The organism is Streptomyces sp. NPDC023723, assembly GCF_040639815.1.
Taxonomy (GTDB): Bacteria; Actinomycetota; Actinomycetes; order Streptomycetales; family Streptomycetaceae; genus Streptomyces.
Genome location: NZ_JBFAAP010000075.1, coordinates 1 through 12809 on the forward strand (window position 1 = coordinate 1; position 12809 = coordinate 12809).

Sequence of the window (12809 nt, forward strand, 5' to 3'; positions counted from 1 at the left end):
CCGGCGCCGCGAGGAGCGGCACGGCGGGCGGCGGGGGAGGGGCCCGGCGGGCGGCGGCCCCGACGCCGACGACACCGGCCGGCGCGACCGCAAGGCGGCGGCCCACCGCAGACGCCGCCGCCGTACGTTGCTCATCGCCGCCGGGTTCGTCCTGGCGGCCGGCGGCCTGAGCCTGGCCGAACTGGGCACCGACGTCCCGGGGTTCCCGTCCTCCAAGCCGGCCACGTCCGAGGAGGACGCCCCCGACCCCGACGGCTCCGCCTCCTCCGCACCGGGCACCACGGCGGCCCCGTTGGACGCCCCGACGTCGGCCGCCGGCCCGGACTCGGCCTCCCCGGACGCGTCGCCCTCAACCTCGCCCGACCCGGACGCGTCGGGCACCACGGGGGCCCCGGACGCCGACACCCCGGCCGCCGGCACCGACCCGGCGACCTCCCACTCGAGCGCCCCGGGAACCACCTCCCAGCCCCCGGCAGCCACCACCCCGGCGGACGACACCCCGACCAGCCCGGCCACTTCCGACCCACAGCCGTCGACCTCGGCCCCGGAACCTTCGGCTTCGGAGACTTGCGACCGGTGGCTGTGGTGGTGCTCGTAGGGTCAGCTTCCGGGCCCACCTGGGCGAACCTGCTCCGGTGCGGGGCCCCCGTATCCTGAGGGGCAACGGGAAGGAGTCGGTGATGAGCGTCGACGCGATCATGAACACTGAGTTCCCCGCCGGCTACGCGGTCTTCTTCGGAGCCGAGGGAAAGGTGGTCATGACCCCGCAGAGTGAAGAGCACTCCAGCACGATCAAGGCCATGCAGTACGACACGATCCTGTCGTTCGGGCGCCATGCGAAGACCGTCTCCGACGTGTACATCGACTTCCCGGCAGATGAGAACTCCGCGCCCGATCTCGCGATCCTGCGCCAGGACGCGCAGAAGGAGGGCAAGCGTTACAGCTTCGAGGACGTGCTGCTGATCTCCGAGGTGGTGTCGATCTCGTCCGCGCGCAAGGACTACGACGACTGCACCGCGAAGTACGGGCGCTACGGCATCCCGGTCTACGTGGTGGTGGACCCGTACGCCGCGGAAGTGGTCGTCCACACCCAGCCCACCGGCACCGGCTACATCGCGGCGCACACCCACAAGTACGGCACGGGCAGACTTCCCATCGAACTGGCCGACGGACGGACCTACACGCTCGACCTGGACGAGCTGCCCCGCCCCGAAGCCGATCCGAAGACCGGCACCTCCTGACCTGCTCCTGGCGTCGGCTCCGGTCCCACACCCTGCTGTGCCCCTCTTTCCTGTCCGGCGAGTGCGGTCGGCGCAGGGGTGGGTGGCGAAGCGCCGGAAGGGATACCGTCTTCCGCCGGAGCAGTTGACGTCTTGCAGGGCAGCACGAGAGGTCGGTGGGGGCATGGCCATGTCAGGGGCGGCGCGCGGCTGGATCGCCGTGACGGCGGTGGTGGCCGGGGCGGCGTCGGTGGCCCTGGTGCTGGTAGCGGTACAGGCGGACCTGGACACCGCCGGTCAGGCCGCGAGCGTGGCGGGCGCGGTGGTCGGCCTGCTCGCCCTGCTGGTGTCCGTGATCGCGCTGTTCCGCACCGGCGCCCCGGTGGCGGGCACCCGGTCGGTCCAGTCCGGCGGTGTCATCGGGCACGCGGTCACCGGCGACCGAAACCGCCTCGGCTCCTCGGCCACCCCCGTCTCTCCTGCCACGTCCACGTCGGCTTCCGGCACCGCCGTACCGGGGGAGCGGGGCGTCTCCGCCGCGGGCGGTATCGGCCGGGCCGTCACCGGTGACGAGAACGAGGACGTGTGAAGTGGTGGTGGGGCCCGCGCAAGACCGCTGAACGGAGCGTGGGCAGGCGGGCGGTCGACGCCGACGGGGACCTCGGCGTGGTCGTCACCGGCGACCACAACAGCACCACCACGATCATGGGTGACGTGATCGTGCGCGGCGCGCGGCAGGCGCCGACCTCCGTGTACGAGGCGGAGATCCGCATCTTGGCGGCCGCGCGCTTCCAGGGCAGGGAGAAGGAACTCGCCGAGATGAGCGCCTTCGCCCTGGGCGAAGACCCGCACAGCTCCCCGTACTGGCGCTGGCTCGCCCCGGCGTGGTCGGGCAAGACGGCCCTGATGGCCCATTTCGCCCTTAACCCCCCTCCGGGTGTGCGCGTCCTGGCCTTCTTCATCACCGCCCGCCTGGCCGGCCGCTCCGACCGCACCGCCTTCCTGTCCGAGTTGCGACAGCAGTTGCGTGCCTTCTTGGAGGACAGCGACCTCGACTGCACCGGCTACGCCGACTTTCACGACGCCCTGAGCCGTGCCGCCGACCGGGCGCGGGAGCGGGGGGAGCGGCTCGTGCTGATGGTCGACGGAATGGACGAGGACAGCGGCGTCGAATCCGCGTTCGCCGGCTACAGCATCGCCAGTCTCCTGCCCGGCGCCCCGCCCGACGGACTGCGCGTGATCGTCGCCGGCCGGCCCAACCCGCCGGTGCCCGGCGACGTGTCCGGCGGTCATCCGCTGCGTACGACGGACATCAACCACGACCTCGCCGAGTCCCCCGCCGCCCGGGCGGTGCGGGAAGATGCCGAGCGCAGTCTGCACGAGATGATCACCGCCGGCGGTCTTTGCCTGGATCTCGTCGGCCTCACCTGTGCCGCGGGCGGTGGCCTGAGCGCCGCCGACTTGGCCCTCCTGATCGGTGACCACACGCCCCGGCAGATCGAGGCGGTCCTCGGCGGGGCGACGGGGCGCTCCTTCCAGCTCCGCCCCGCGCAGTGGATCCTCAGCGACGGCCGGCATCCGTCCCTGTACTCCTTCGCGCACCAAGAACTCCTGATCAGTGCGGGACACTTGCTGCGCCCTTCCGTACTGCGCCATTACCGGGACCGCGTGCACGAGTTCGTCCGCGCGTACCAGGAGAAGGGCTGGCCGGCGGACACGCCCGAATACGCGCTGACGGGTTATCCGCAGATGCTGCGCAAACAGCGGGACACCCGGCGGCTCACGGACCTCGCCACCGACCCGGCACGTCACGAACGGCTCTGGCACACTGCCGGAAGCGACACCGGCGCCCTCACGGAGATCGCGGACGCTTTCGCGCTGCACCGGGAAGAACCCGACGCAGACCTGGTCTCCTGTGTCCGACTCTCGCACTGTCGCGACGAACTCAGGTACAAGGCGACGAGCTTCCCGGCGGAAGCCCTCGTCGTACTGGCCCGGCTCGGGCACGTCCGCAAGGCGACGGCGCTGCTCGGCGCGCGGACGGGCTTCTCGCCGAGCGAGGCGCAGCTGTTCGGGCGGGTACTGCGCGAGGCTCTCGTGAGCGGCGAGGAAGCGTTGGTGTTGAGCGCCGTGCGGGCGTTGGTGGATCCTTCGGCCCGTGACCAAGCGCTGCGAAGTTGCGCCGATGCTCTCGCGGATGCCGGACAGGCCGACGAGGCCGCCGAACTCTGCCAACACATCGACGCCTTGGCAGACCGCAGCCATGCCCTCGCCTACGCGGCGGCGAAGTTGACGCAGGGCGGGTCGGAGTCGGCCATCGGGATGTTCCGCGACGCCACCGAGGCCGCGCGCTCGGTCGGCGAGCCGGTGAGCCGGACCGCAGCGCTGGCTGTGGTGATGGAGAAGCTGACCGATGCGGACCGGGGCACGGAGGCGGCCGGCTTGACGGCCGAGGTGATCGACGCGGTGCGTGCCCTCACCGGTCCTCTCCAGCGGACCGATGCGTTGTCGGCGGTCGTGGACACGCTGGCGCGGGTCGGGCGGGCCGAGGAAGCCGCCGTTCTGGTTCGGGCCGCCGCGCAGGCAGCGGGCGACCTGACCGACCCGGAGGACCGGGGAAGCACGCTGGAACAGTCGGCGTACGTGCTGGCACGGGCAGGGCATGTGGAGGAAGCCGTCCGGCTCACCCGCATCATTGGTGAACCCAAATACCGTTCCGGGGCATTGATATACGTGGTGGAGGGGGCAGTGAGCACAAGCCGGCCGGAAGAGGCCGTCGGTCCGGCCCAGGAGGCCGCCGGGATGGTGGCTGACCTGGTCGACCCGGAGGAGCGGGACACGGTGCTGGACCAGGTGACACGCGCGCTGGCGACGGCAGGCCGCGCGCGGGAGGCGACCCGGTTCGCACACATGATGAATGACTCCGAGCGCCGGGCCTTGGCGTTGCTCGGGGTGGCGGACCTGCTCATGAAGGCGGAGCGACCGCAAGAGGCCGTCGTGCTCGCCCGCAACGTGATCGAGACGGCGGGTGAGCTGAACGATCAGGCGGACCGGACGGCTGTGCTCGTGAGCGCGGTGGAGGTGCTCGTCAAGGCGGGGAAGACGGAGGAAGCCGCTCGCCTCGCCCGTTCGCTCGACGGTCCCGAACCGCGCACCGCCGTTCTCTGCTCCGTGGCCTGGCAACTGGCGGAGGCGGGGCTCTTGGACGAAGCCACCCGGTACTGCCGATCGGCCGCTGAGGCGAGCGGGGCGATCAGCGATGCCAGGCAGCGGGCCGGCCGACTGTTGCAGGTGGCACGAATCTTCCGGAAGGCCGGGTGGACACAGGAGGCGACGGCTTTCGGCCGTACCGCCGCCGACGCGGCTCTCATCATCGGTGCTTCCGCGGTCCGCGCCACCGTGCTGGTGGACGTCGCGAGGGTGCTGGCGGACGTCGGGCAGACGGAGGACGCGATCCGCCACATCGACATCGCCATCGAGGTGTCCCGTACCGCACCCGATCCGGACCGGACGGTCAGGAGCGGCCTGGCCGTGGCACGGGCACTGGCCGAAGCGGGCCGCACGGAGGAGGCCATGAGGCTCGTCCGGCACGCTGTCGACACAGTGGGTACCGTCAAGAACACCGGCAGCCGGGTCCGCTTGCTCTGGTACGCGGCGCAAGTGTGGGTGACGGTGGGGCGGACGCAGGAAGCGGTACGTCTCGCCGACCTCTCGACCCGGCTGGGCCGGGGGCATGTCGATCCCGACGACCAGGCCAGGGCCCTCGCGATCGTCGCGGGTGCGCTGGCGGAGCGCGGACAGACCGAGGATGCCGTCCGCCTCGCTCACACGGCCGGGGATCTGGCCCGTACCACTGTCAACCCGCAATGGCGGTCCTGGGCACTGGCGGACGTGGCGAAGGCACTGGCCAAGGCGGGGCGGATCGACGACAGCATCCGGCTCGCGCGCACCCTCACCGAGTCGGACGATCAGGCGGAGGCGTTGGCCGCCGCGACTCGGGCGCTGGCCGCGGCAGGGCGGCCGGAGGAGGCGGCGGGCCTCGCGCGTTCGGCCCGGGACCAGGCGAGTGGCACCCCGAACGTCTCCTATCGCGTCCGGGCCCTCGCGGAGGTGGCCCGGACGCTGGCGGCGATCGGGCGGCCGGACGAGGCAGTCGAGGTCGCCGAGACCCTCACCAGGGACGAGTCGGCCATTGCATTGGGCATCGTGGCCGGGGCACTGGGATCGGTGGCGGAGACACTGGCGGACGCGGGACACCCGGAGGAGGCCGTCCGGCTCGCCGACCGGGCCGGGGACCTGCTCCGCACCACGCATGACGCCTCCTTCCGCGCCTCCGCGACGACCGCGCTCGCCCAGGCTCTGGCCAAGGCAGGCCACCTCGACCGGGCTGCCGAGTTCGCGGACATCACCACAAGACCGACCGCGCAGGCGACCGCGCTGGCGGCGGTGGCCAGGGCTCATGGCGCCTCGGCCGAGGGCAGGTCACTGCTCCGCCGGGCATTGACCCTCACCTCGCACGAGGATGTGCTGGACGAACTGGCGACACTGTCACCGGAGGCGCTGGACGAGGCGCTTCGGTGCGTGACTCCGTAGCCGCAGCTACGGAGCCGGTGGTGTCGTCTTGAAGATGGCCCACACGGTCTTGCCGACAGCGAGCTGCGTGATTCCGAAGTCGTCGGCCAGTTCGCGTACCAGGAGTAGACCGCGCCCGGAACACGCCTCCAGTCCGGCGTCCGGAACATCGAGGGTCAGCGAGTGGTCACCGCTGTCCCGTACCGCGAGGCGCAGCACCGACTCGTGGAGGGCGAGGCTCACGCAGTACTCCCTGCCGGGCGGCGCTCCATGTAGGAGCGCGTTCGTCGCCAACTCCGAGACGCAGAGCGTTATGTCGTCCAGCCGATCGGTGTGACCCCAGTCCGTCAGCACCTCACGGATGAAAGCGCGGGCCTCGCGCACCGAGGTGCGTGAGCGTGGGAAACGACATTGCCGTGACAGGGGCACGGGGGCCACCTCCGGGAACTGGGTGTCCGACGATCGACCACCTTACTGCATTTCGTGAATAGTAGATAGGTGGCAGGATGGCGGGGAGCACCCGGGCAAGGTCGCTAACGTTGTGGCCACTGGGAAGTCCGGCGTAGGTCACGAGGAGGGCTTTGTGAGTACGGGCAGTTGGGTCAGTACGTCCCTTCCGTATCTGACCCCGCAGCAGAAGGACGCCTGGGCCGCCGAGGCCGCCGCGCAGGGCCGCCGGGGAACCCAGCGCATCCTGTACGCCGGCGAGGCGCCCGCACCGGCCGAGGTCGCGGTACTGCTCGGCATCGCGGAAGGAGAGCCGGTTGTGGTCCGCCGGCGCCTGATCCTCCTCGACGAGCGGCCGAACGAGCTGACCGACACCTACTACCCGTTGCGTATCGCGCAGGGCACCGCCCTGACCGGCACCGCCAAGATCCGTGGCGGCGCCGTCACCTTGCTCGCCGAACTCGGTCACGTCGGCGCCCTGGTGAGGGAGGACGTGACGGCCGCGCTGCCGGACGAGGAGGAGCGGCGGACGCTGGACACCGCCCCCGATGAACCGGTCCTCCGTCTCACCCGGCTGACGCTCGACCGCGACGACTGCCCGATCCAGGTCGACCGTATGGTGATGCCTGCCCTACGGCAGAGACTGCGCTACGAGATCAGGATCGGATGACCGTGCCGCACGCGGAACCAGAAGATGTTGACCGCCGCTCCCTGCACGAGCGCATCGCCGCCGACCTGCGCGACGACATCATGAGCGGCGAACTCGGGCCGGGCGCGAGCCTGCCCTCGACGGCGCGTCTCAAGGAGCGGTTCGACGCGTCGAACGCCACGGTGCAGAAGGCGCTGCACCTCCTCAAGGAAGAGCAACTCGTGGTCGGCAGGGCAGGAGCCGCCGTCACCGTGCGCGAGCATCGCCGGCGTACGGTCCGCCCCGCCGCCCTCCCCACCACCGGCCAGTGGCTCGCCGAAGCCGCCAAGCACGGCACGCACGCCCGCACCGTCCTCCGCGACGTCGCGGAGGTCCGCCCGCCTGTCGACGTCCGTTCCGCTCTCGGCCTCCCCGCCGACGGCACGGCGCTGCTGCGCAGCCAGCTCCTCCTGATCGACGACGAGCCCGCCGAACTCGCCGACTGCTACTACCCGTTGGACGTCGCCCGGGGCACGGCCCTGATGGACCGGCGCCGGATCAAGGGCGGCACACCCGCCCTGCTGGCCGAACTCGGCCACCCCGCGCGCCGCAGCGTCGACCGCGTCTCCGCCCGCATCCCGACCCAGGAGCAGTACCGGGCCCTCCGCCTCACCAGCAGTACCCCCGTCCTGCGCACCCTGCGGGTGGTCCACGGCGACGGCGGCGCCCCGGTCGAGGCGACCGTCATGGTGAAGGCCGGGCATCTCTACGAGTTGCAGTATGAGTTCGAAGCGAGGGAGTGACCGTCATCGACCGCATAGAAGTCAACGGCACCGAAGCCGACCGCGACGCCCTGATCGTGCTCGCCCGGGCCGGCTACGCGCACTTCTCCTCCATGCAGGCGCGGAGCCGGGCCGTCCGAGGGCTGGAGCTGCATCTGCGGCGGCTGCGGGACAGTGCGCTTGAGCTGTTCGGGGGCGAGCTGGACGAGGAGCGGGTGCGGTCCTGCGTGCGGCACGCGCTGGCCGCCGCGCCGGACGAGGTGTCGGTCCGGGTGACCGTCTTCAGCAGCCGGCCGGACGCCGTCTCGCGCGGTGACGCGGTGGAGCCGGACGTGGCCGTCATGACGAGTCCGCCGGTCACGGCGCGGACCACCCCGGTACGTCTGCGGTCGGTGCGGTACGAGCGGGACCTCCCGCACCTCAAGCACGCCGGGACGTTCGGGCTGGTCCTGCACCAGCGGCAGGCCGTGCTCGCCGGATACGACGACGCGCTGTTCATCGACCGCGACGGCCGCATCGGCGAGGCGTCGATCTCCAACATCGGGTTCTTCGACGGCGAGCGCGTCGTCTGGCCCCGGGCCGCCGTGCTCCCGGGCATCACCATGCAACTGCTGGAGCGGGGTCTGGCCGGCAAGGGCATCCCGTCCGAGCACCGCGAGATCCGCCTCCGCGACCTCGGCGCCCCGCCCCGCGCGGCCTTCCTCTGCAACTCCATCGCACCCGCCGTCCCGGTCGCGAGCGTCGACAGCACCGCGCTGACCGTCGACCCGGAGCTGACGGACCTGCTGGTGGACTGTTACGAGAGCAATCCCTGGCAGCCAGTCTGACCGCGACCGGAGGTCAGTCCGCCGCCCCGGCCCGCTCCTCGTCGTCCCCCACCATCCGCCGCAACGCGTCCCGCAGAGCGAGCCGCTCCCGTTCCGACAACCCCGCCAGCGGCTCCCGCGCGAACCGCAGCGACCCCCGCATGCTCCGCGCCACCCGCCGCCCCTCCGCCGTGACCGCCGCCACCTTCACCCGCCGGTCGCCGGGGTCGGAGCGCCGCTCCACCAGTCCCCGGGCCTCCAGCCGGTCCACGATGCCCGTGACGTTGGACGGCTCGCAGCGCAGCTTGCGGGCCAGTCTGCGCATCGGCAGCGGTTCCAGGGACAGCAGGCTCAGCAGCCGCGCCTGCGCACCGGTCAGCGCGTGCTCCGCCGCCGCCTCCTCGTAGTCCGCGTGGAACCGGGCCACGGCCTCGCCGATGAGCTGGACCACTTCCAGGGTCAGCGGGTCCGGTCGGCGGGTCTGATGCGGGGCGGCCATGGATACAGGGTACCTATTGTTTGACAACCTGAAATGTTCAGCTGCATGGTTGTTTCAGGTTCTTAACTACCACTGATCACTACCACTGATCACTACCGCAGCTCACTCGCCGCCCACTTCCAGAGAGGCACCCGCACATGACCGAGTCCCCCGCCCTCCCCTCCGTGAACCGCGAATGGCACCTGCTCAGCCGCCCGGTCGGCTGGCCGAAGGAGGAGGACTTCGCCCTCGTCGAGGCGGACGTCCCCACCCCCGGCGAGGGCCAGGTCCTGGTCCGCAACAAGTACGTCTCCGTCGACCCCTACATGCGCGGCCGGATGAGCGCCGCCAAGTCCTACGTCGCCCCCTTCGAGCTGGGCAAGGTCATGCAGGGCGGCGCGGTCGGCGAGGTCGTCGCCTCGAACGCCGGGAACATCGCCGTCGGCGACCACGTCCTGCACTTCTTCGGCTGGCGCGAGTACGCCGCCGTGGACGCCAAGAACGCCGTCAAGGTCGACCCCGGGGCCGCGCCGCTGTCGACGTACCTCGGCGTGCTCGGCATGACCGGCCTCACCGCCTACGCCGGCCTGCTGCGCACCGCCGCCTTCAAGGAGGGCGACGCGGTCTTCGTCTCCGGTGCCGCCGGCGCCGTGGGTGGCCAGGTCGGGCAGATCGCCAAGCTGAAGGGCGCCTCGCGGGTCATCGGGTCGGCCGGGTCCGACGAGAAGGTCAAGCTGCTGACGGAGGAGTACGGGTTCGACGCCGCCTTCAACTACAAGGACGGCGACGTCAGCGGCCAACTCCGGGCCGCCGCCCCGGACGGGATCGACGTCTACTTCGACAACGTCGGCGGCGACCACCTGGAGGCCGCCATCGGCTCCCTCAACCGGGACGGCCGGATCGCGGTGTGCGGCATGATCTCGGTCTACAACAACACCGAGCCCGCCCCCGGCCCGAAGAACCTCGCCCGCCTCATCCAGACCCGCGGCCGTATCGAGGGCTTCCTGGTCGGCGACCACTACGACCTCCAGCCGCAGTTCGTCGAGGAGGTCGGCCCCTGGGTGCGCGAGGGCCGGCTCAAGTACCGCGAGACCGTGGTCGAGGGCATCGAGAACAACCTGGACGCTTTCTTCGGCGTCCTGCGCGGCGACAACACCGGGAAGATGATCGTCAAGCTCTGACGGCAGCCTCCCGGCCTTCCGCCGGCCTTCCCAGCAGTTTCGGCATGCGGTAACTTCTTTCCGAAATAGCTAACCGGATAGTCACCGGAAAGGCAGTACCGCATGCCGATATCGCAGTCCGACGTCCAGTACACCGCCGTCGCCACCGCCGAGAACGGCCGCGACGGCCGCGTCGCCACCGACGACGGCAAGCTCGACGTCGTCGTCAACCCGCCCAAGGAGATGGGCGGCAGCGGCGCCGGCACCAACCCCGAGCAGCTCTTCGCCGCCGGCTACAGCGCCTGCTTCCAGGGCGCCCTCGGTGTCGTCGCCCGCGCGCGGGGCGTCGACATCAGCGGCTCCACCGTCACCGCCAAGGTCGGCATCGGCAAGAACGACGACGGCTTCGGCCTGATCGTCGAGATCTCCGCCGCCCTGCCGACCGTGGACGCCACCGTCGCCCGCGACCTGGTGGAACAGGCCCACCAGGTCTGCCCGTACTCCAAGGCGACCCGCGGCAACATCACGGTCACGCTTGCCTCCTGACGGTCCCGGCGCGTCGGGCCCGGCCGATAGAGTTTCCCCATGCGTGATCTTGGGGCGGGATTCGGCCATCTTCTGAAGGGCCAGCGCTGGGTGGCCCGGCACGGCAGGAGCTACGGCTTCGGGCTGCTGCCGGGACTGATCACCCTGGTCCTGTACGCGGCGGCGCTGGTGGCCCTCGCCCTGTGGGGCGCGGACTTCGTCGGCTGGGCCACCCCGTTCGCCGACGACTGGTCCAGCCCCTGGCTCGGCCTGTTCCGCGGTTTCCTCACCGCCGTGCTGTTCGCCCTCGCCCTGCTCCTCGCCGTCCTCACCTTCACCGCGGTGACCCTGCTGATCGGCCAGCCGTTCTACGAGAGCCTGTCCGAACGGGTCGACCGCGACGTCTCCCCGGACGGCACCGCCCCCGAGTCCGGCCTGCCGCTCTGGCGGGACCTGTGGATCTCCGCCCGCGACAGCCTCCGCCTCCTGGTCCGCGCCGCCGTCTGGGGCGTACTCCTCTTCGCGCTCGGCTTCATCCCGGTCGTCGGACAGACGGTCGTCCCCGTCATCGGCTTCTTCGTCACCGGCTTCTTCCTCACCGAGGAACTGACCTCGGTCGCCCTCCAGCGCCGCGGCGTCGAGATGCGCGACCGCCTCGCCCTGCTCCGCTCCCGCAAAATGCTGGTCTGGGGCTACGGCACCCCGCTCGGCCTCGCCTTCCTCGTCCCGCTCGTCGCGGTCTTCCTGATGCCGGGCGCGGTGGCCGGCGCGACACTGCTGGCCCGGGAACTGCTGGGCGAGGAGACCCGCGACGGCGCCGAGACCGTCCCCGAGGTCAGCCCCGGCCCGGCCCCGACGACGTACTGACCGCCACCGCCACCCCCACGATCTCCCGCACCTGCGCCACGATGTCCCGCCGGTTGCGGACGAAGTCCGGGTCGGTGACCTCCGTGGTGTTGCCGGCGGCGAACTGGAGCACCGGGGTGTGGACGTGCCCGCCCGGCAGCGTGCCGCGCAGGCCCAGGCGGTCGCGGAGCAGTGTGGCGCGGTAGGCGATCTCGTTGGACAGGTAGTCCCCGCCGCCCCCGGCCCGCGCCGTCGAACCGGGGGTCGGTCCGTCCGGACTGACCACGGGCTCGGTGCCGCCCGCCGGGATCTCCGTCACGCCGGTGTTGTCGTAGACCGGGAACCGTCCGGTGTCCGCCGCCACGATCTCCCGGTACGGCAGCGTGGTCGTCGTCCACTGCGGCTGGGTGGCCGGGGCCGGGACCGGCACGGTCCCGGTCCGCGAGACGTTCTCGTTGTCCGCGAAGCCGCCGCGCCACGCCCCGTTGGTCCGCTCCACGTCGAACCGGCCCACCCGGCCCTGGCTCACCGTCGTGAACAGGTCCGCCTTCGGCAGATACGGCCGCAGCGCCCGCTCCACCTCGCCCGCCGCGAAGTCGTCCCAGCGCACCGGGAACACCGCCGTCTCCACCCGGGCCGGTCCGGCGGCCGTCTCGATCACCGTGCCGTCCAGCGCCAGCGCGGACGCCCCGGAGGGATTGGCGATCCGGATGTCCCGGTCCAGGGTGAAGGGGTCGAACCCGGTGACCAGGACCCGCCGGTAGCGGTCTCCGCGCGGCAGCCGGATGTCCTCCTGGCCGCGGGAGGCGCGCTCCACGGACTCGACCAGCGCGGTTCGCTGGCGGGCCGTCAGGTCGAAACCGGGCTCCCAGCCCCGCAGTTCCCGCGTCATCCCCAGCCGCGCCCAGTACAGCGGCCGGTCGTCGTCCCGGGGCAGGTCGCCCGGCACCGGACCGCGTCCCTGGACCCGGGTCACCGCCCGCTCCCACAGTGCCGAGCCCTGCCGGGCCACCGCGCGGCGGGCCTCGGCGTAGGAGTCCGCGCGGCCGAGGGCGCGGGCGAACGCCGGTGTCACCGCGTCGAATCCGGAGCGCCGCAGGATCTCCTGGGGCACCGCCCGGTCCAGCCGCTGTTCCTCGACGGTGGCCGCCGGGGCCGCCGGGGCCACCGGGTCCGCAGCCGCCACCGCCGGTAACGAGAGCCCCGACACCAGGGCCAGGGCGAGTCCACTGATCCGCACGATCCGCACACCTGTACCAGTCATGCGCGGCAGTATCACGTGACGGAAGTGACGCGCGCTACGGTGCCCGGCGCGCCAGGGCGCCCACGTGCTGCTCGCCCCCAC

General features: G+C 71.7%; 13 protein-coding genes. 10 read left to right on the top strand and 3 right to left on the bottom strand.

The window, feature by feature from the left end:
• The 4 genes from AB0G32_RS37230 to AB0G32_RS37245 all read left to right on the top strand — a co-directional run.
• Positions 1 to 598 (top strand): hypothetical protein (locus AB0G32_RS37230; protein WP_361174268.1); only part of this gene is annotated, 598 nt, incomplete at its 5' end.
• An 82-nt stretch (positions 599 to 680) separates the two neighbouring features.
• Positions 681 to 1241 carry a Uma2 family endonuclease gene (locus AB0G32_RS37235; RefSeq protein ID WP_361174272.1) on the top strand — a complete coding sequence of 187 codons (561 nt, stop codon included), beginning with the start codon at positions 681 to 683 and terminating at the stop codon, positions 1239 to 1241.
• A gap of 163 nt (positions 1242 to 1404) precedes the next feature.
• Positions 1405 to 1809: a hypothetical protein gene (locus AB0G32_RS37240; protein WP_361174275.1), complete on the top strand. Its 405-nt coding sequence runs from the start codon at positions 1405 to 1407 to the stop codon at positions 1807 to 1809.
• Positions 1810 to 1847: 38 nt separating this feature from the next.
• Positions 1848 to 5813: a tetratricopeptide repeat protein gene (locus tag AB0G32_RS37245; protein WP_361174278.1), complete on the top strand. Its 3966-nt coding sequence runs from the start codon at positions 1848 to 1850 to the stop codon at positions 5811 to 5813.
• Between the two features lie 6 nt (positions 5814 to 5819).
• Here AB0G32_RS37245 and AB0G32_RS37250 read toward each other — a convergent pair whose 3' ends face one another.
• The gene (locus tag AB0G32_RS37250) at positions 5820 to 6230 is read right to left on the bottom strand and encodes an ATP-binding protein (RefSeq protein ID WP_361174281.1); all 411 of its coding nucleotides are present in this window, start codon (positions 6228 to 6230) and stop codon (positions 5820 to 5822) included.
• A gap of 145 nt (positions 6231 to 6375) precedes the next feature.
• Between AB0G32_RS37250 and AB0G32_RS37255 the strand changes: the two genes are divergently transcribed.
• The 3 genes from AB0G32_RS37255 to AB0G32_RS37265 are packed head-to-tail and all read left to right on the top strand — an operon-like array spanning position 6376 to position 8476.
• A complete protein-coding gene (locus AB0G32_RS37255) occupies positions 6376 to 6909 on the top strand; it encodes a UTRA domain-containing protein (RefSeq protein ID WP_361174284.1) in 534 nt (177 codons plus the stop codon).
• Positions 6906 to 7670: a GntR family transcriptional regulator gene (locus tag AB0G32_RS37260; RefSeq protein ID WP_361174287.1), complete on the top strand. Its 765-nt coding sequence runs from the start codon at positions 6906 to 6908 to the stop codon at positions 7668 to 7670. The genes AB0G32_RS37255 and AB0G32_RS37260 overlap by 4 nt, the downstream gene beginning before the upstream one ends.
• Positions 7667 to 8476, top strand: coding sequence for an aminotransferase class IV family protein (locus AB0G32_RS37265; RefSeq protein WP_361174290.1), 810 nt, complete (start codon positions 7667 to 7669; stop codon positions 8474 to 8476). The genes AB0G32_RS37260 and AB0G32_RS37265 overlap by 4 nt, the downstream gene beginning before the upstream one ends.
• Before the next feature lie 13 nt (positions 8477 to 8489).
• On the opposite strand, the gene AB0G32_RS37270 is transcribed toward AB0G32_RS37265, so the two are convergent.
• Complete coding sequence (locus AB0G32_RS37270) at positions 8490 to 8954, bottom strand: MarR family transcriptional regulator (protein ID WP_361174293.1); 465 nt, start codon at positions 8952 to 8954, stop codon at positions 8490 to 8492.
• Between the two features lie 137 nt (positions 8955 to 9091).
• Between AB0G32_RS37270 and AB0G32_RS37275 the strand changes: the two genes are divergently transcribed.
• The 3 genes from AB0G32_RS37275 to AB0G32_RS37285 all read left to right on the top strand — a co-directional run bounded on the left by AB0G32_RS37275 (position 9092) and on the right by AB0G32_RS37285 (position 11485).
• Positions 9092 to 10114: an NADP-dependent oxidoreductase gene (locus AB0G32_RS37275; protein WP_361174296.1), complete on the top strand. Its 1023-nt coding sequence runs from the start codon at positions 9092 to 9094 to the stop codon at positions 10112 to 10114.
• Positions 10115 to 10216: 102 nt separating this feature from the next.
• The gene (locus AB0G32_RS37280) at positions 10217 to 10639 is read left to right on the top strand and encodes an organic hydroperoxide resistance protein (RefSeq protein ID WP_361174299.1); all 423 of its coding nucleotides are present in this window, start codon (positions 10217 to 10219) and stop codon (positions 10637 to 10639) included.
• A 39-nt stretch (positions 10640 to 10678) separates the two neighbouring features.
• Positions 10679 to 11485 carry an EI24 domain-containing protein gene (locus tag AB0G32_RS37285; RefSeq protein WP_361174301.1) on the top strand — a complete coding sequence of 269 codons (807 nt, stop codon included), beginning with the start codon at positions 10679 to 10681 and terminating at the stop codon, positions 11483 to 11485.
• Here the strand turns inward: AB0G32_RS37285 and AB0G32_RS37290 are convergent.
• Entirely contained in the window at positions 11454 to 12728 is a 1275-nt protein-coding gene (locus AB0G32_RS37290; RefSeq protein ID WP_361174304.1) for a pyroglutamyl peptidase, read from the bottom strand. The two genes, AB0G32_RS37285 and AB0G32_RS37290, sit on opposite strands and share 32 nt — an antisense overlap.
• Positions 12729 to 12809 lie beyond the last annotated feature (81 nt).

Coding starts and splice junctions, on each gene's coding strand:
- AB0G32_RS37275 (WP_361174296.1), top strand. CDS start 9,092: ATGACCGAGTCCCCCGCCCTCCCCTCCGTGAACCGCGAATGGCACCTG.
- AB0G32_RS37235 (WP_361174272.1), top strand. CDS start 681: ATGAGCGTCGACGCGATCATGAACACTGAGTTCCCCGCCGGCTACGCG.
- AB0G32_RS37285 (WP_361174301.1), top strand. CDS start 10,679: ATGCGTGATCTTGGGGCGGGATTCGGCCATCTTCTGAAGGGCCAGCGC.
- AB0G32_RS37280 (WP_361174299.1), top strand. CDS start 10,217: ATGCCGATATCGCAGTCCGACGTCCAGTACACCGCCGTCGCCACCGCC.
- AB0G32_RS37260 (WP_361174287.1), top strand. CDS start 6,906: ATGACCGTGCCGCACGCGGAACCAGAAGATGTTGACCGCCGCTCCCTG.
- AB0G32_RS37290 (WP_361174304.1), bottom strand. CDS start 12,728: ATGACTGGTACAGGTGTGCGGATCGTGCGGATCAGTGGACTCGCCCTG.
- AB0G32_RS37240 (WP_361174275.1), top strand. CDS start 1,405: ATGGCCATGTCAGGGGCGGCGCGCGGCTGGATCGCCGTGACGGCGGTG.
- AB0G32_RS37270 (WP_361174293.1), bottom strand. CDS start 8,954: ATGGCCGCCCCGCATCAGACCCGCCGACCGGACCCGCTGACCCTGGAA.